This is a genomic window from Sphingomonas abaci (assembly GCF_014199625.1).
Lineage (GTDB): Bacteria > Pseudomonadota > Alphaproteobacteria > Sphingomonadales > Sphingomonadaceae > Sphingomonas > Sphingomonas abaci.
Map to the genome: position 1 here is coordinate 124,645 of NZ_JACHNY010000001.1, position 18,666 is coordinate 143,310.

The window sequence follows — 18,666 nt, forward strand, 5'->3', positions numbered from 1 at the left end:
ACGGGCATCCCCGCCGGGCGAGAGGCCGATCGGTGCACGCGAGACGCCTGGCCCGACAAGTGGCTGGACAACCAGCCAGATAAGTGGATTGCCGTACCGTGGCCGGGATGGAATGATGCCGCGATGCGGATATCAAGCTCAGCCGTCCTCGCCCTCCTCCTGTCGGTGCCCGCGACCGCACAGATCGTCGCCCAGCCTTCCGCCGGCGCCTATCCGCGCGCCGTGGCGGCGGGCTACAAGGCGGCACTCTACTGCTCGGGCCTATTCAACGCCGGGCGAACCCCGGCGCAGATCGATGCCGACGAACTGACCGGCATCTATCCCGAATACGACAAGATCGTGCCCACGCTGATCGCGCGGGTCGACCGCCCGCGCCGATCCGTCGCCGTCACCTTCGATCGCGCGCTGCCGCCGCGATACGCGGTGTGGCGTGACGGTCGCGGCTGCATGACGCTGCCGATCGGCAGCACGGCACCGGCAGGCGGCGGATCGGCGGCCCTCCCGCCGATTGCGGGCGCGGACCCCCGGCCGTGGCCGCAGGGCGATGCCGGGATCGCCGCGCGCCCTTCCGCGCGACTGACCGCAGTGGTCGGCAAGGCGTTCGCCGATGGCTATGGCGCCGGCGCCAAGACGGTGGGCGTGATCGTCGTGAAGGACGGCACGGTCGTCGCCGAACGTTATGGCAGCGGCTTCGGACCCTATGTGTCGAATCGGACCTGGTCGGTCGGCAAGTCGATCGCCGGAACGCTGATCGGCCTGGCCGATGCCGGCGCGCTCCAGTCACCCGCCGCCGTGCCGCAGTGGAGCGCCGATGATCCGCGGCGATCGATCACGCTCGACAGCCTTCTGCGCATGGCGTCGGGCCTGCACAGCGACACCGCCGGCAACCGCACCGACGCGATCTATTTCGGCGGCACCGCCGTGGACGAGCAGGCGGTCTCCTGGCCCCTGGAGGCGCGGCCTGGCACGCGCTTCCGCTATGCCAACAACGACATCCTCCTGGCGGTCTACGCCACGCGCCAGCGGATCGGCGAAGACCGGTATCGCACATGGCCGAACGAATTGTTCGGCACGCTCGGCATGGCGCATACGGTCGCCGAGACGGACTGGCGCGGCAACTACGTCCTCTCCAGCCAGGTGTGGTCGACCGCCCGCGATCTCGCACGGCTCGGGCTGTTCTGGTCCCAGGACGGGGTCTGGTCGGGCCGACGCCTTTTGCCGGCAGGCTGGATGCGCACCATGACGACGCCCAGCGGACCGCAACCGCCAAGCGGGCCCGGCTATGGCGCGACGATGTGGCTGTTCGGCCCGGAACAGGGGCTGCCGGTCGGCAGTTTCGCCGCCCAGGGCAATCGTGGGCAATATGTGATGGTCATTCCTGCGCGGCATCTGGTGATCGTCCGGCGCGGCGAGGATCCCGGCGTGGCCCGTTTCGACATCGCGCGCTTCGCCGCCGATGTCGCCGCGGCGCTGCCCTAGGCTATGATCCGGTCGAGCGGGATCATAGCGATGCCGGCCCATGATCCGGCGCGCTGTTGATCCGCGAACGCCGCCTCGGACAATACGGCCAGGACGGTCCTGCTGCGGCCCGCCAGCAGGGTGATCTCGACCTCGCCACTGCCCTGCCCGCGGCGGCCGGCGCGGTGTCATAGCGCCTAGCGGAAAGCGAGGCGGCGGCGGCCACGAGACCCGCATCACACCATTCGCCCGCCCTCCCCTTTTCCGTCCCGGAACGTTCACATATCCGCGCGTCGACGGTCACCGCGGAGCGTCCGCCCGTTCCGGAACGTTGAAGCATCCGTCCGGACGAGAGGCTGCAATGGCAGCTCCCCACCCGGTCCCCATGGGTTCAACGCTACGCACGCTTGGTTGGCCACATGCGCGGTAGCACCGAGGCTGGACGATGATCGATCCGCGACGAAAGACCCGTACGGCTGGATAGAGCTCGACCGGCCCGCGCTGGAGGGAACGACCGTTCCCGCTCGCTGATCCGGTCCGGAGCGCCCGGTCGACGTCTTTCCGAGCCGGTCGCGCTGGCACCGCACGATAGATGTGACATAGACGCAACAGCGGAACGACAATATTTTTTCTTCGAAGATCAGACCTTTGTTCCATATGGTCAAGGACGCCAACCCCGCCGTAACAATTGTGCAACGCCGCGAAGCGGCACGTCACAGGGGGAAATGATGCGCCGTATGTCCTGGATGATATGGTCGTCGAATCTGGCGCTGGGCGCCGGGCTTCTGTTCGCCGCGACCGGAGCCGCCGCTCAGTTGGCCACCGATCCGCAATCGCCCACCGCCGCGGCCACGACCGATGCGCCGGTCGACGACATCGTCGTCACCGGGTCGCGGATCCGTCGCGATCCCCTCGACCAGCCGTCGCCCATCACCACCGTCGACGACGCCGCCATCGCGCGGACCGGCCTTTCGTCGATCGCCGATGTGCTGCAACGCCTGCCTGCCTCGTCGGGCGGGCTCAACTCCAAGTTCAACAGCTCCGGCAACTTCGGCAATCCGCCGGACGGGGGCGGCGTCGGTGCGGGATCGGCCGTGCTGGACCTGCGCTATCTCGGCGCAAAGCGTACGCTGGTGCTGGTCGACGGCCTCCGCTTCGTCAACGGCGCATCCGCCAGTGGCATACCGTCGACCGTCGACCTGAACTCCATCCCTACGTCGATGATCGAGCGGATCGAGGTGCTGCAATCCGGGGCGTCGCCGCAATATGGGTCGGACGCGATCGCCGGCGTGGTGAACATCATCACCAAGCAGAACCAGAAGGGCTTCAAGGGCTCGGCGCAATATGGCGAGTATCTGGGTGACGGCGACGGCAAAACCCAGGACTATCAGCTCAGCTACGGCATCGGCAGCCAGGGGGTCCATGTCGTCGCGGGCGGATATTACACCAAGCAGGGTGCGGTGAGCGCGGCCGACCGCACGATCTCGCAATTTCCCAATCCGGGCCAGACCAGTTGCGCCGACCCGATCGGTGGATGCTCCAGCTTCACGCCGCTCGGCCGCTTCCTGGTCAACGGCCAGAACCTGACCCTGCGCGGACCGGTGGCCAATGGTCGGCCGGTCTATGATCCCACCCTGGCGACAGGCGATTTCAAGGCGTTCACGGCGGCCGACCGCTATAATTTCGCCCCGTTCAACTATTTCCTGACGCCGGTCGAACGCTATGGCGGCTTCGTTAACACCCGCGCCGAATTCTCCGACGCGCTGAACCTGCGCGTGAAGGCGGTCTATAATCGTCGCAATTCGCAGAACCAGGCCGCGTTCCTGCCGCTGGGCATCGGTCCGGATGTCGGCAACGGCAATCTGCTCGACACGCTGTCGGTGGATGCCACCAATCCCTACAACCCGTTCGGCGTGACGTTGACGCCGGGACAGAACTACACCGCCATCTTCCGACGCCTGGTCGAAGCGGGGCAGCGCACCTACAGCCAGCAGGTCGACACCATGTCGCTGACCGGCACGCTCGACGGCAAGTTCCAGATGTTCGGCCGCAACTGGTATTGGGACGCCAATGCGGTGATCGGCTATAACGATGCCAAGCAGTTGTTCACCGGCAACATCAACGCGGCGCGACTGGCCCAAGCGATCGGGCCGATCAGCCAGTGCACCGGCGCGTGCGTGCCGTTCAACTTCTTCGGCGGCGTCGGTTCGGTCACCCCGGCAATGCTCGCCTATATCGGCTTCGACGAGCGCGACCGCAGCCGCCAGGTGCTGAACGACTATACCGCCAACCTGTCCGGCGAAGTGTTCGACCTGCCCGGCGGTCCGGTCGGTATCGCAATCGGTTATGAGCATCGCTACCAGTTCGGCAGCTTCACGCCCGACCCGGTCATCCAGGCCGGGCTGGGCGCCGACATTCCGGCACAGGCCGCCAGCGGCCGTTTCAATGTCGACGAGGTCTATGGCGAAATCCGCTTGCCGCTGCTCCGCGACATTCCCGGCATCCAGTCGCTGGAGCTGAACGGCGCGGTCCGCCACTCGAATTACTCGACCTTCGGCGGCAACACGACGTTCAGCGGTGGCGGTCTGTGGAAACCGGTCAGCGACCTGCTGCTGCGCGGCCAATATGCGGAATCGCTGCGCGCGCCGTCGATCGGCGAGTTGTTCGGCGCGCAGTCCCGGTTCGACGCCTCGATCGACGACCCCTGCACCAGCGCGAGCGGCGGCCTCTTTCAGTCGAACGCGACCGTCCGGGCCAACTGCATCGCCAATGGCGTTCCCGCCAACGGCAGCTATGCCGAACCTTCGGGCCAGTTGCCGGTGTTGACCGGCGGCAACCGCGAGCTGCAACCGGAGACGGCGCGCACCCTGGTGTTCGGCGGCGCCTATAGCCCGCGCTGGGCGCGCGGCGGCGGATTGTCGGCGCTCAGCCTTGAGGTGAACTACTACGACATCAAGGTGAACGGCGCGATCGCCTCGATCCCGGCGCAGGTCCTGCTCAGCCGGTGCGCGCAGACCGGCGACGCCCTGAGCTGCGCCGCGGTACGCCGGGCGCCGAGCGGCATCGTGACCGCGATCAACGGTTTGCTGCTCAACACCGGCGGCATCCGCACCAAGGGCGTCGACGCCACCCTGACGATCCGCTCCGGCGAGACCGGCGCGGGCCGCTTCGGCCTGTATGTGTCGGGCAATTACCTGCTGAAATATAGCGAGCGGACGCCCGCGACCACCGGCTTCGTGTCGACCGACTATGTCGGCACCGAACGCGGCTCGCCCGACCAGACCTACCCGCACTTCAAGGGGCTGGGCACGATCGACTGGTCCGTCGGCCCCGTCACGGCCAGCGTCACCGGGCGCTATATAGACAATGTGCAGGAGATCGCGGCCGACAACGCGCTGAAGAGCCGCTTCTATGGCGACGTCCAGCTCCAGTTCCGCCCCGCTTGGCTGGAGTCGAAGCTGGCGCTGACGCTTGGCGTCAACAACGTCTTCGACAAGGATCCACCCGCCTGCTTCAGCTGCAGCCTCAACAATTACGATCCAACGACGTACGACATCCCGGGCCGGTTCGGCTATCTTCGGCTGTCCTACGGCTTCTGACGGACGCCCCGCAGATGGCCCAGGTCGATCTGCGGGGACCGGCACCATGTCGGCGGGAGGAACGTTTTTTCCACCGAGATGACCGTGATGGGGCTCAGGGCGTCTAGCGGCACGGGACCGCGCAATCCGGCGCGCCGACGTGCCAATGGCATGTGCTCCGGCGAGCCGGTCAGTCGATGCAGGGTAGCCGGACCAGGAAGGTGGAGCCCTGCCCGACCGTACTTTCCTTGAGCTGGATGCCGCCGCCGTGCAGCGCCACGAGTTGCCGGACCAGCGCCAGCCCGATACCGAGTCCATCCGCTGGCCCATGGCCGCGGTCCACCTGCGCAAACAGATCAAAGACCTGCGACTGCATGTCCTGCGGGATACCAACCCCGGTATCGGTGACCTCAATCGCGACCTGAGTGCCGGTGCGTTGCGCGGTGAGGGAGATGGCGCCGCCGGGCTCGGTGTACCGGGCGGCATTGGCCAGCAGGTTGCTCAGGATCTGGGCGATGCGCGCATGGTCGGCATCGAGCCAGATCGGTGCCTCCGGCAAATCGATCGTCAGGCGGTGCTCGCGTGCGTCGATCTGGGGCCGGGTGATCTCCACCGCCAGCGCGACGGCGTCGGCGAGCAGCATCCGCCCGGTCCGAAGCACGATCTTCCCCTGATCGATCCGGGCCACGTCGAGCAGGTCCTCGATGAGCCGGGTCATGTGAGCGACCTGTCGCCCCATCTGGTCACGGACTTGCTCCATCGCCTCGTCAGAGCGGCTGCGTCCGAGCAGGTGCACGCCAGCACCGAGCGCCGCGATCGGATTGCGCAGCTCATGCCCGACCATGCCGAGAAACGCGTTCTTGCGCCGATCGGCGAGCTGGAGGCTGCGCGTCATCCGCTCGAGCGCGTCACGCTGCTCCATGATCTGGCGTCGCTGCTCATACAGATTGAAGAAGACCTCGCTCTTCGATCGCAGAACGCCGGCGTCGATCGGCTTCTGGAGGAAATCCACCGCGCCGGCCTCATAGCCGCGGAAGCGACGCTGCGCGTCCGCACTGCCGGCCGTGAGGAAGATGATCGGCACGTGACGCGTGCGCTCGTTGCCGCGCAGGAACTCGGCAAGCTCGAACCCGTCCATGCCGGGCATCTGCACATCGAGCAGCGCCAGGGCGACCTCATGCACCAGCAGCAATTCGAGCGCCTCGTCCCCCGACCGCGCCTTCAAGCATTCCAGCCCGTCGCGTCGCAGCAGCGCTTCCAGCGCCAGCAGATTTTCGTCGAGATCATCGACGAGCAGGAACTTCACTGGTGCAGACATTCGGCTCAGGCCAATCGCAGGAGGTACGGGGCTATGGTATTGATTACCAAGCGAACAGCATCGGGGCAAAGCGCGAGGCCGGCGGCCGGCATGGCGCGCACCTGCGCGGTATCCGGATCTTCGACGATCGCAGTGCCGCCGGCTCGGGCCACGGCGCGTAGTCCCATGGCACCGTCCGCGTTGGCCCCGGTCAGCAAGACAGCGATCAGACGGCTCCGCATGGCGTCGGCTGCGGTCTCAAACAACAGGTCGATCGACGGGCGGCTGTGGTTGACCGGATCGTCGGCCGACAGCGCCATGCTGCCACCGGACTCGACGAGCAGGTGATAATTGGCTGGCGCGAAATAGATGGTGCCGGGGACCGGCGCTTGCTTATCCTCGGCTTCGCACACGTGCATCGCGCACCGCGCCCGGAACAGGGTCACCAATCCGTGGTCGCGATCGGGCGGCACGTGCAGGACGATCAGGATGGGCCGGGGAAACTGCGCCGGCAAAGCAGGCAGCAGCGTGAGCAGCGCCTGAACGCCGCCGGCGGAGGCACCGATGACGATCATCCCGCTCATCGCTCCCGCCGCTGGTAGATCTTCTCTTCGCGACTGAAGTTGGCAAAGCCGGCGACATGGTCGGAGAAGCGCAGGCTTTCCTTGTGCCCGAGACCCAGGAATCCCCGCCGAACCAGCGACTCCTCGAAAAGGCCAACCGCTCGCTCCTGCAAGTCGCGGTCGAAGTAGATCAACACATTGCGGCACGAAATCAGGTGCATTTCTGCAAATGCGGAGTCCGTAGCCAGGCTGTGGTCGGAAAAGACGACATTGGCGCGGAGGCTGCTGTCGAAGATCGCCCGGTCGTAATCGGCGACATAATAGTCCGACAGTGAGGTACGCGCGCCGGATTTCTGGTGGTTCTCGGTGAACTTGCGGATCTGATCGAGCTGATAGACGCCCGCCTCCGCAGCTTTGAGCGCCTTGGGATTGATATCGGTCGCGTAGAACAGGGTGCGCTGGTCCAGCCCCTCTTCGCGGAACAGGATGCTGAGCGAATAGACCTCCTCGCCATTGCTACAGCCCGCCACCCAGACCTTGAGCGAGGGATAGGTGCGCAGATGAGGAATCACCCGCTCGCGCAGCGCACGGAAATAGCTCGGATCACGGAACATCTCGCTGACCTGGACGGTCAGGTAGTTCAGCAGCTTCGCCAGCATGGCCGGGTCGCGCAGCAGTTGCTCCTGCAACGCGGAGAAACTGGCCACGCCCAGTCGCCCCCGCGCCTGGATCAGCCGCCGCTTGATCGAGGCACGGGCATAATGGCGAAAGTCATAATGGTACCGCCGGTACAATGCCTCGAGCAGGAGCTCGATTTCGATATCGTCGATATCGGATGGTGCGACCTCGTCGATCATCGCGGCATCCACACGCGCACCAGCGACAACAGCTTGTCCACGTCGATCGGCTTGGCCATGTAATCGCTCGCTCCCGCCTCCAGGCAGCGTTCCTGATCGTCCGGCATCGCCTTGGCGGTCAGCATGATGATCGGCAACTTGGCCCAACGCGGATCCCTGCGGATCTCGCGGGTGGCGGTCAGGCCGTCCATCACCGGCATCATCACGTCCATCAGCGCGAGGTCGATCGCGGGTTCGGCGTTTGCCGCGGCCTTGGCCAGCGCATCCAGCGCCTCCTGGCCGTTGCGGGCGATGCGGACGATCACGCCGCGTGGCTCCAGCACGCTGGTCAGGGAATAGACATTACGGACGTCGTCCTCAACGATCAACACGCGCCGTCCTTCGAGCACGGCATCGCGACGCCTGGCGGCCTGGATCATCTCCTGCTGCTCGCTCGGCAGCTCGGACACAATCTGATGAAGAAACAGCGACACCTCGTCCAGCAACCGCTCGGGCGATTTCGCGCCCTTGATGATGATCGAGCTCGAATAGCGGCGCAGCCTCTGCTCGTCATCGGCGCTGAGGTCGTGGCCGGTATAGACGATCACCGGCGGGAAGCTGTGTGCGCCATCCTCCTGGCTGAGCGTCTCCAGCAGCGAATAGCCCGACGCATCGGGGAGCGACAGGTCGAGCACCATGCAGTCGAATGTCTGCGCGCGCAGCTTGTCCAGGCACTCGGCGGCGGTGCTGACGCCGACCGTCTCGACATCGTCCTTCTGGAGGAGGCGGGCGACGGCCTCTCGCTGCACAGGGTCGTCCTCGACGATCAGCACGCGGCGCATCCGGCTCGCGGTGCGCTCCTGGAGGTTCTTCAGTACCTCGGCGAGCAGATCACGCTTGATCGGCTTGATGTGATATCCGACCGCCCCCAGCGACAGGGCCGTCTGGCTCTGGTCGGCCGCCGAGATGACGTGGATCGGAATGTGCCGGGTGGCGTCCTCCTGCTTCAGCCGGTCGAGCACGATCAACCCCGACTGGTCGGGCAAGCCGAGATCGAGCACCACGGCACTGGGACGGTAGGTCTGCGCGAGGTGAACCGCCTCGTCGGCGGTGCCGGCGACGAGGCACTGGAAGCCCAGTTCCCGCGACAGGTCGCAGACGATTGAGGCGAAGACCGGATCGTCCTCGATCACCAGCAAATGGCGACCGCCGGAGATCAGCGAGTCGCGGTCATCTTCCAACGCCCAGTTGGCCGCCGCAGAGGATCGGCGCGGCGCCGGAGCGGCGGCAGCCGGCGCGGGCTGCGCCAATGGCGTCGCGGGATCGGCTTGCGGGACGGGCGTCAGGGGCTGCGCGCGGGCCGCCACCATCGCCGGGTCGTAGCTCGTAGGCAGCGAGAGGGTGAAGATGCTGCCTTCCCCGGGTCGGCTCTGCAGCGTGATGCCGCCGCCCAGCAACCGGGCGAGCTCGCGCGAGATGGACAGGCCGAGACCGGTGCCACCATAGCGGCGGCTGATCGTTCCGTCGGCCTGGTGGAACGCCTCGAAGATCATGCGCTGTTTCTCGGGCGAGATGCCGATGCCCGTGTCGCGGACCACGAACGCGATCCGGTCTCCGGCGGCCCGGACATCAAGCCGCACCGACCCCTTCTCGGTGAACTTGAGCGCGTTCGAGAGCAGGTTCTTGAGGATTTGCTCCAGCCGCATCCGATCGGTCTCGATGCTGCGCGGGGCTTCCTCGTCGAGCGCGATCGCGAGATCGAGCCCGCGCTGCTTGGCCACAGGCTGGAAAATCTGGCCCAGGTCGTTGCCGATCCTGATCAGGCTGACCGGCTCGGGGCGGATGTCGACATGGCCCGCCTCGATCTTCGACAGGTCGAGAATGTCGTTGATCAGCGTGAGCAGGTCGTTGCCGGATGCTTCGATCGTGCGCGCGAACTTCACCTGTTCGGCGGTAAGGGTGCCAGGCCCATCGTCTCCCAGCAGCTTGGCGAGGATCAGTAACGAATTGAGCGGCGTACGAAGCTCGTGACTCATATTGGCCAGGAAGTCGCTCTTGTACTGGCTAGCCTGTTCCAACTCGCGCGTCTTCGCCAGCAGCGCCGCGCCGCCGCGTTCCAGTTCGTCGCGCTGGGTCTCGAGCGCGCGGGCCTGTTCCTCCAGCTGGCTGTTCGTCTGCTCGAGCTCGACTTGCTGCTGTTCCAGCATCGCCTGGGATTCGCGCAGCGATCGACCCTGCTCCTCCAGTTCCTCGTTGTTGACCTGCAATTCCTCGCTCTGCGTCTGCAGCTCGCTGGCCTGGCGCTGCGTTTCCTCCAGCGCATCCTGCAGACGGCTGCGGAACCGGGCCGATCGCAGTGCGACGCCGATCACCGGCGACACCCGCTCCAGCAGCTCCACCATCAGCGGTTCGGTCGCCTCAAAGAAGCCCAGCTCCAGCACCGCATTGACGACCTCGTCCGCCTTGGCGGGCACGATCAGCAAATGACGGGGCTTGTCGCTGCCAAGGGCGGAGCCGATCTTCAGATACCGGTCGGGAACATCGTTGAGCTGAACCGGGGCGCCCTCGGCCGCCACGCGGCCGAGGAGCCCTTCGCGAAGGTTGAAGCCCGCCGGCACATCGGCATCATTTGGAACCCCCAGCGTGGCGACGCGGCGGAACTCGCCTGCTTCACCCTTGAACAACGCGCCGGCCTGGAAGTGGAGCTTGTCGGCCAGATACCCGAGCACCGCGTCGGCGATCTCCTCGACCGACCGGTCGCCGCGCACAGCGGCGGAGATGCCAAGCAGGCCGTCCTGCAACCAATCCTCTCGGGCGCGCGCGCGCTGGTTGCGGCGGACAAGGACGAAGATCAGCAGGGTCAGCGCCGCGCCGATCAGGCTGGAAACCAGACCGCTGGCGATCGCCGCCCGCGACGCGATGGCCATCTCGGCGAGGCGCTCCTTGCGAAGGCGACCTTCCTCCTGCGCCATCGCGGCAAGCTGCGCGCGGATCGCATCCATGCTGATCTTGCCGCGATCCGTGTCGACGATTGCCAACGCCGCAGCCAGCCCCCGCGCCCGGCGCGCATCGATCGTCTCACGCAATTCGTCCAGCTTGGCACCGACGTGACGCCGGAGCTGCGTGACATTGCCCTGCTGCACGTCGTTGTCGCTGATCAGATCCCGCAGGTGATCCAGCTTGGCGCCGAGCGTCTGGGTGGCGTTGCTATAGGGTTCGAGATAGCTTGGTATGCCGGTGAGCAGGTAGCCGCGCTGACCGGTTTCGGCGTCCTGCACGCTGGATAGCAGTTCGTCGAGCGCGATCAGCACCTTGTGGCTATGCCGGATGGCGGCATCGCTCGCCTTGAGCGCTACGATGTTGCGATAGGCGAGCGTTCCGCTCAGCAGGAAGAACGCCAGACCGACGATCAGCCCGATCGTCGTCCAAGCGGAACGCCCACCGGAGCTATCCAACATGTTCCGGCGCTTCATGCACTATTATCCCCGCTGAACTTAGCGCTTCGCATACCGCGCCTCGAAAGGAGAGCAAGAGCCCACACCCCACAGGCCAGCGACGAGTGTTCCGCGCGCCCAGGTCCGCAGTCGCGCCCCACTGCCCCCGACCGGTCCCGTCGACACGAACCGGTCGTGGTTGCCCGCCGGTCCTTTCCACTCTCCCGCTCTCCGCCGCCGAGCCCCTCCCGACATGGCCGCGAGTATAATGTACCAGCCGCACGATCGAAGGGGGGATCCGGCGGAAACCACTGGCCGGCGTGGTACGCCCGTGCCACATGAACATCCCTTCTATTGCAAGGGATAACGAATGCGCGCTGGTGCCTGCCTGATCACTCTCCTGCTGACCACCAGCGCTACCGCCCAGACGGTCGGCACCACGTATCACCGTGCGCCCGATGCCATCGCCAAGGCGCTGGAGGCGCCGCCCACTCCCGCCGTGGCGGTGAGCCCCGACCATCGCACGCTCGCCATCCTCGATCGCGAGACCCTGCCGTCGATCGCCGCGCTCTCCAAGCCGATCCTGCGCCTGGGCGGCTATCGCATCGATCCGGCGACCAACGGCCAGGCCGAGGTCCGCATGCAGTGGCTGAACGGGCTGTGCTTCAAGGATGTGGCGAGCGGACGGACGGTCGGGGTCCGGCTGCCTGCGGGAATGCGCTTCGCCGCGCCGGCGTGGTCGCCCGATGGCCGCCATGTGGCCTTTTATGCGCAGGAACCCGAGGGTCTGTCGCTTTGGATCGCCGAGCGGGACGGGAGCGCGCGCGCCGTTGCCAAGCGGCTGAACGGAAGCTTCGGCACCCCGTTCGCCTGGACGCCCGACAGCCAGGCGCTGATCGCCTACACCGTCCCCGCCGGCCGAGGCGCCGCACCGGTCGCGGCGACCACGCCGACCGGGCCGATCGTGCAGGACAGCAACGGCCGCGCCTCGGCCGCCCGCACCTATGAGGATCTGCTGGGCGACGCGCACGACGAGGCGCTGTTCGACCATTATTTCACCGGCCAGCTCGTCCGCGTCGCGCTGGACGGGACCGTGCGACCGATTGGAACACCAGGGCTCGTCACCGCTTTCAGCGTATCGCCCGATGGCCGCTATCTGCTGACCGAGCGGGTGAAACGACCCTATTCCTATCTGCTGCCCGCGCGCTTCTTTCCCACCGAGGTCGCGGTGTCGACGATCGACGGCAAACCGGTGAAGATGCTGGCCGACCGTCCGCTGGCCGACGACCTGCCGGTCGACTTCGATGCGGCTGTGAAAGGCCCGCGCGAGGCGGAATGGCGGTCCGATGCGCCCGCGACGCTCGTCTGGGTCGAAACGCTCGACGGCGGCAATCCCCGCGCCAAGATCGCGTTCCACGACAAGCTGATGATGCAGGCCGCCCCCTTCGACGCCGCGCCGGTCGAGCTGGCCAGAACGCCGGCCCGCTATGCGACGACGATGTGGGGCGATGACGGCTTTGCGATGGTCGTCGACCGCGAATGGCGGTCGCGCACCGAGCACCGCCAGGCCATCGTCCCGTCGCGACCGGGCGAGAGCCGGATGCTGCTCACCCGCAACTATCAGGACCAATATGGCGACCCTGGTCGTCCGATCCTGGAGGACAATGCGGCGGGCAAGCCGGTGATGCGCTTCACGCCCCGGCACGACGGCGTCTATGTGACCGGCGACGGCGCGACGAAGGCCGGCGCCTTCCCCTTCCTGGCGACCTTGCCGCTGGCCGGGGGCAAGCAGACCCGGCTGTGGACGGCCAAGCCGCCTTATTACGAGCCCGTGGTGACGTTGCTCGACGACGCCGCGCAACGGCTGCTCACCCGCCGCGAGAGCGCCACGCTCGCGCCCAATTACGTGATCCGCAGCGTCAAGGACGGTCGGGCCCGGGCGGTCACCGCCTTTGCCGATCCGGCCCCGGTGTTCGCGGGCGTGACCCAGCGGACCATCACCTATGCCCGTGCGGACGGGGTGCCGCTGTCGGGAACGCTGTACCTGCCCGCAGGCTACGACGCCCGGCGCGACGGCCCCCTGCCCACGCTCCTCTGGGCCTATCCCGCCGAATATACCGATGCCAGGGTCGCCGGACAGACGGTCGACCAGGGCAATCGCTTCGTTCGCCCACGGGGCATCAGCCACCTGTTCCTGCTGACCCAGGGCTATGCGATCCTCGACAACCCGGCGATGCCGATCATCGGCGAAGGCGGCGCGGAGGCCAACGACACCTATGTCAAGCAGCTGCGCGAGGATGCGCAGGCGGCCGTCGACGCGGTGGTGAAGCTCGGCGTCGGCGACCGCGACCGGATGGCGGTGGGCGGCCACAGCTATGGCGCGTTCATGACCGCCAACCTGCTGGCGCATACCGACCTGTTCCGTGCCGGCATCGCCCGGTCGGGCGCCTATAATCGCACGCTGACCCCGTTCGGCTTCCAGGCCGAGCAGCGCACCTATTGGCAGGCGACGCCCACCTATACGGAGATGAGCCCCTTCACCTATGCCGACCGGATCAAGGCGCCGATCCTGCTGATCCATGGCGGTGCCGACGATAACAGCGGCACCTTCCCGATCCAGTCCGAGCGCATGTATGCCGCGCTGAAGGGCAATGGCGCGACCGTCCGCTATGTCGTCCTGCCCAACGAGCCGCATGGCTACCGGGCGCTGGAATCGACCGAGGAGACGCTGTGGCAGATGACAGACTGGCTCGACCGTCACGTCAAGCCGAAGCCAGCGGCCTTGGCGTCGGCGGGACCATCACGCCCTGACTGACGAGCGCCCGATGGAGACGGCCCACCGTTGCCACGCTTCGTGTCACTTCGTGGGCATCTCTGGAGACGCCGCTGCTTTTGGTTCTGATTTCAGCGTCGTAGCCCTGGCGTTAACTATTTAGAGAGACCCCCCCTGCCATGCGCGCCGAATGGTGGGAGGATTATCGTGATCAAAGCTTGGATATGGAGCTGCAGCGCAGTGGCGCTGAGCAGCGCCGCGCCGCTGTCGGCCGAACTGAACGTTCCGATCGCCGCGCGAGTGGTCTCTTTCCTCCAGCCGCCCCCCAGTGGCACGATGGCGGCCGCCATTTTGTTCGAGCCCGGCAATGCCGCCTCGGAGGCGGAAGCGAACGCCATCGAGCGCGCCGTCGGCAACGGTCTGGTCGCGGGTCGTAGCGCGATCCGAGCGCGTCGGGTCCCGATCGGGGCGATGGGGGCGTTGAGCGGCTATCACGTGGCGTTCGTGACGGCAGGCCTGCGTCCCGAACAGGGGGACATCGCTGCTGCTGCTGCGAAGTCTTCGGTGTTGACGATCTCGTCGGACGCGGCCTGCGTGCAGGCGGCACGCTGCGTCGTGGGCATCAGCACCGTGCCGAAAACGCAAATCACCGTCAGCAAGGCCGCGGCTCGCGCCTCCAACATCCGCTTCGGATCGGCATTCCTCATGCTGGTCAAGGAAATCTGATCATGTCGGCGATGACCCGCGCACCTCTGCTCCGCTCGCTGCTTGCGGCTTCTACCCTTCTGGCGCCGGCTGCCGTGAAGGCGCAGGCGATCGACTATCAGGCATTGCAGGAGACGATCGGCGAGCCGGTGACCACCAGCGTGACCGGCAAACCCCAGCGCGCATCCGAGCTGCCTGCATCGGCGATCATCATCACCCGTGACGACATCGCCAAGTCCCCCGCGCGCGACGTTCCGGGCCTGCTCAAGGCCTATGCGGGCATCGACGTGAACCGCTGGACCGCCGGTCAGACCGATGTCGCCGTCCGCGGTGGGGTGCAAACCTATAACGCCAGGCTGCTGGTGCTGGTCGATGGACGCCAGGTCTATCTCGATCACTACGGCATGACCGACTGGAATCTGCTGAGCGTCCAGTTGGAGGAAATCCAGCAGATCGAACTGGTCCGCGGCCCCGCCAATGCCCTGTACGGCTTCAACGCGGCAAGCGGCGTGGTCAACATCGTCACGCGCCGCGGTGGGCAGGCCCCGTCCGCCGTGGCAACGGCCGAACTGGGCAACCACGGCATCAGCAAGATTTCCGGTTCGCTCCTGCTTCCGGTCACCTCGACGATCGGGCTGAAGCTCGCGGGCGCGCGCGCGCGCGAAGACGAGCGCTCGATACCCACCACATTGCTGACGCCGGCGATGATCAATTCCGTCGCAAGCAACCAGATCACGGCCGATCTGACCGCGGCGCTGGGCGGCATGGACCTGACGCTTGGCGGCGGGCATGCCGACAATCGTCAGATCGAATATCTTCCCAGCCAGCTGCTGTCGAACCAGCACTTCCGCAGCGACACCATGCACGGCTTCATGACCCGGGACACGGATTGGGGCGGGCTGACGCTGGGCGGCTACGTCAACTGGCTGGACGCGGACTATGGCGTCGGGGCCGTGCCGGATGCGACGGCGCCGATCACGTTCAAGAACCGCATCATCGTCGCCCAGGCCTCGTCCCTGATCCGGTTGAGCGCCGCGGATACGCTGCGGGTCGGAACCGAGTACCGCAACAACCGGCTGCGATCGGACTATCAGTTCTCCGACCGGATCTCGTATGACGTGGCATCCGCCAATGCGATGCTCGACCTGCATCCGCTGGAGCAGGTCTCGCTGACGGCGGCGGGGCGTCTCGACCGGCTATGGCTCCACCAGTCCGGCGAGATTGCGCAACCCGCCTATGACGATCCCGCCGCCTTTTCCCGAGCCTTCACGCGCTTCAGCTTCAATGCGGCGGTCCTCGTCCATACTGGGGCCGAGGGCTTGCTGCGCATCAATGGCGGTCGAGGATACCAGCTGCCTTCGCTGGTCGATTTCGGCATCCGGTTGCCGATCATCACGCCGTCCCCCGTCCCCATCTATGTCGCGGGGTCGCCCCGCACCAACCCGGTGGCGGTCTGGAGCGGCGAGATCGGCTATTCGCACCCGGCGGGCCCCGTTCGGCTGGAGGCGACGGCGTTTGTCACCCGCACCAAGAACGCCATTGCGTCGCCCGGCGACGGATTGCAGACCGAACTCTTCCTCTCCCCGGCGCCATCCCTCGTGGCCCGGTTCCAGGCAGTCGGCGACTTCACCACTTATGGCACCGAACTTGCCGCATCGGGCCAACTTGCCACGCTCGTCTGGCGGGCGAACTACACCTGGACCCATAGCGACGACCAGCTCGGCGGAACGGCGCTCCCGATCCCCTTCGCCTTGTCACCCGCATCGACCACGCCCACGCACAAGGCGAATCTCACCCTGACCTACACGACGGGTCGTGCGTCGCTCAGCGGCGCCGCGCGATACACGTCCGCCACCCGGCAATTCGCGTTCTCCACCAGTCCGCAACTGCTGCTCTATCCCGTCGACGCCGCCGTCGCCGTGGATGGACGGGCCGCGTTCCACCTGACGCAAGCGGTCGAGCTGTTCGTGGCTGGCGAGAACCTGACGCTGGCGCGCGGCGCCGCGGTCTCTCCCATTCCGGCGGATCGCCGGGTGCGTGCGGGACTACGCCTTGCCCTCTAAGCGCCTTTGGCAGACGACCCGGCGGCTCGAACGCTGGTGGAGCATCGGCGGCCGTGGCAGGCAGCGGTCGACGCTTGCCGCCCGCTTTGAGCAACGACTGCGGCTGGCCGATCGATCGATCACGCACAAGGTCGCAGCGACGCCGGCCATCATGCTCGTCCTGTTCGTTGCGATGGCGCTGGCCAGCACCGCCGCCTTGCTGTTCGCGAACCAACGAATTGATCACATCGTCAACCGTGACATGCGCGACATCGGCGCGTTGAACAGCATCACGCAGCGCTTCGACGCGGCGAACCTCAGCGTCTATCACCTGCTGGTCACCAAGGCGGCGACGCCTGCCTTGATGATCGACCGACAGGTCGCGTCCATCCACCATGACCTTGCGGGCGTGCGCGGCGACCTGCTGGCCTTTCAGCGCACCCACCGTGCTCAGGCGGCATCGTTGCAACCTGCGATCGCGGAGCTGGAGCGCTACACGGCCACCGTGGATGTACTGACCTCGATGCTGAGTATCGACTTCGCCAGCACGGCCGCGATGATCGATCCTTTCCGCCTCAACGCGCACCGGATCGACGCGCAGATCCGCCATGTCGCCGCTGGCGGGATCGGGCGCGCGGAAGAGCGGGCCAAGGGCGCATTGTTCGCCACCCGTCTCACCATCGCCATGCTGCTGCTCGCGCTGGTGGTCAGCGTCGCGATGAGCGTCGCATTGGCCTATGTGGTCGGACGATCGATCGTCTCGTCCATCACAAGCATCGCTGCCGCGACCGAAGCGGTGTTGGATGACCGAGACGTCGACTTTGTCGAACTGGAACGCCGCGATGAGCTTGGACTGGTCGTCACCGCCCTGGCCTCGTTCCAGACCGAGCGGACGACGGCAAGGCTGGTCGCGCACGAGGCGGAGGCGATGCGGAGACAGGCACGGGAGCAGACGGAGCGTCAGACCGCTGCCATCGCTTCGGTTCGGGAGCAGGCGCGCCTGGATCGCGAGGCCACGCTCACCCGGCTCGCCGCGGCGTTCGAACGTCAGGTGACCGGTATCATCCGCAACGCGCAGGATGCCATGACCCATCTTGAGACGAATGCGGTCACGCTGCGCGGCGCTATCACCAACAGCCGTGATCTCGCGATGAAGGTCGACGCGATCTCGAAAAGCTTCGCCAGCGAGATGATCGAGGCCGGTCAGGAAACCCACTCGCTGGCCCGAGCCTTCGACGACATCGACCGTGAGATCACCGACACCAGCCTTGCGGCCAAGTCGATCAGCGAACACGCGCGGGATGCGCGTGAAACGGTCGCCCTGTCGCAACTGCAGGCCGATAGCATAGAGCAGATCGTCGGCGTGATCACAGCGATCGCCAAGCAGACGAACCTGCTGGCGCTGAACGCGACGATCGAGTCCGCACGGGTCGGTCCCGTCGGCGCCGGCTTTGCCGTTGTGGCGGCCGAGGTGAAGACGCTGGCGTCGCAAACCGGTGACAGCGCCGGCGACGTCCGGGGCAAGATCGAGGCTGTGCAAGGACAAATCCGCTCGGTCGTCGCCAGCACGAAGAGCCTGAGCAGCCTGATCGACAGCATGAACGACGGTGCCGGCCGCGTGGCGGCCATGTCGCGCGGGCAAACCAGTGCGATCGAGCAACTCAATGCCCGGATCAGCGCGGTCGAGGAGCGCAGCCAGGTGCTGGCCGAAACCGGCGTGGAGATCCGCACATCAGCCGACTCGAATCTTGTCTCCGTGCAACAGGTTCAGGAAACAGCTGAAACGCTCAGGCAGACGCTCGAATCGCTTGCACTGGACGCTCAGCGCTTCACCAGCGACTTGCTTCATGGCGAGCAGCCGGCAGACACATGGTCACGGCCGGTCGATGCGGTGGAAGAGCGCCGCGCGGTTTCAGGTCCGTCCACGTTCGCCGTTGCCGGCACCAAGCCGTAGTCGGCACGCGACGACGCGGAGGACCA

10 protein-coding genes are annotated in these 18,666 nt (G+C 66.5%); 6 read left to right on the forward strand and 4 right to left on the reverse strand.

Annotated elements, in window-relative coordinates; all coding sequences use genetic code 11:
* Positions 1-123: 123 nt before the first annotated feature.
* Entirely contained in the window at positions 124-1,479 is a 1,356-nt protein-coding gene (locus tag GGQ96_RS00535) for a serine hydrolase domain-containing protein (protein ID WP_184110562.1), read from the forward strand.
* Between the two features lie 716 nt (positions 1,480-2,195).
* Positions 2,196-5,057 carry a TonB-dependent receptor domain-containing protein gene (locus tag GGQ96_RS00540; protein WP_246359985.1) on the forward strand — a complete coding sequence of 954 codons (2,862 nt, stop codon included), beginning with the start codon at positions 2,196-2,198 and terminating at the stop codon, positions 5,055-5,057.
* A 169-nt stretch (positions 5,058-5,226) separates the two neighbouring features.
* Here the strand turns inward: GGQ96_RS00540 and GGQ96_RS00545 are convergent, their stop codons facing one another.
* From GGQ96_RS00545 to GGQ96_RS00560, 4 genes are read right to left on the reverse strand one after another with little or no spacing between them, the layout of a single operon-like run.
* Complete coding sequence (locus GGQ96_RS00545) at positions 5,227-6,342, reverse strand: hybrid sensor histidine kinase/response regulator (RefSeq protein ID WP_343058877.1); 1,116 nt, start codon at positions 6,340-6,342, stop codon at positions 5,227-5,229.
* Between the two features lie 17 nt (positions 6,343-6,359).
* The gene (locus GGQ96_RS00550) at positions 6,360-6,917 is read right to left on the reverse strand and encodes a chemotaxis protein CheB (protein WP_184110565.1); all 558 of its coding nucleotides are present in this window, start codon (positions 6,915-6,917) and stop codon (positions 6,360-6,362) included.
* Positions 6,914-7,753, reverse strand: coding sequence for a CheR family methyltransferase (locus GGQ96_RS00555; protein WP_184110567.1), 840 nt, complete (start codon positions 7,751-7,753; stop codon positions 6,914-6,916). The genes GGQ96_RS00550 and GGQ96_RS00555 overlap by 4 nt, the downstream gene beginning before the upstream one ends.
* Positions 7,750-11,190, reverse strand: a complete 3,441-nt coding sequence (locus GGQ96_RS00560; protein WP_246359986.1) for a response regulator — start codon at positions 11,188-11,190, stop codon at positions 7,750-7,752. The genes GGQ96_RS00555 and GGQ96_RS00560 overlap by 4 nt, the downstream gene beginning before the upstream one ends.
* 346 nt (positions 11,191-11,536) lie before the next feature.
* Between GGQ96_RS00560 and GGQ96_RS00565 the strand changes: the two genes are divergently transcribed.
* The 4 genes from GGQ96_RS00565 (at position 11,537) to GGQ96_RS21730 (ending at position 18,640) form a co-directional block, all read left to right on the forward strand.
* Complete coding sequence (locus tag GGQ96_RS00565) at positions 11,537-13,981, forward strand: S9 family peptidase (protein ID WP_184110571.1); 2,445 nt, start codon at positions 11,537-11,539, stop codon at positions 13,979-13,981.
* A gap of 198 nt (positions 13,982-14,179) precedes the next feature.
* Complete coding sequence (locus GGQ96_RS00570) at positions 14,180-14,665, forward strand: YfiR/HmsC family protein (protein WP_184110579.1); 486 nt, start codon at positions 14,180-14,182, stop codon at positions 14,663-14,665.
* A 2-nt stretch (positions 14,666-14,667) separates the two neighbouring features.
* Complete coding sequence (locus GGQ96_RS00575) at positions 14,668-16,707, forward strand: TonB-dependent receptor plug domain-containing protein (RefSeq protein WP_184110581.1); 2,040 nt, start codon at positions 14,668-14,670, stop codon at positions 16,705-16,707.
* A complete protein-coding gene (locus tag GGQ96_RS21730) occupies positions 16,682-18,640 on the forward strand; it encodes a methyl-accepting chemotaxis protein (protein ID WP_184110583.1) in 1,959 nt (652 codons plus the stop codon). Before GGQ96_RS00575 ends, GGQ96_RS21730 begins: the two co-directional genes overlap by 26 nt.
* Positions 18,641-18,666 lie beyond the last annotated feature (26 nt).

Excerpts from the sequence above, each read along its gene's own strand:
- GGQ96_RS00550 (WP_184110565.1), bottom strand. The coding sequence starts at position 6,917 with ATGAGCGGGATGATCGTCATCGGTGCCTCCGCCGGCGGCGTTCAGGCG.
- GGQ96_RS00565 (WP_184110571.1), top strand. The coding sequence starts at position 11,537 with ATGCGCGCTGGTGCCTGCCTGATCACTCTCCTGCTGACCACCAGCGCT.
- GGQ96_RS00535 (WP_184110562.1), top strand. The coding sequence starts at position 124 with ATGCGGATATCAAGCTCAGCCGTCCTCGCCCTCCTCCTGTCGGTGCCC.
- GGQ96_RS00555 (WP_184110567.1), bottom strand. The coding sequence starts at position 7,753 with ATGATCGACGAGGTCGCACCATCCGATATCGACGATATCGAAATCGAG.
- GGQ96_RS00560 (WP_246359986.1), bottom strand. The coding sequence starts at position 11,190 with ATGTTGGATAGCTCCGGTGGGCGTTCCGCTTGGACGACGATCGGGCTG.
- GGQ96_RS00540 (WP_246359985.1), top strand. The coding sequence starts at position 2,196 with ATGTCCTGGATGATATGGTCGTCGAATCTGGCGCTGGGCGCCGGGCTT.
- GGQ96_RS00575 (WP_184110581.1), top strand. The coding sequence starts at position 14,668 with ATGTCGGCGATGACCCGCGCACCTCTGCTCCGCTCGCTGCTTGCGGCT.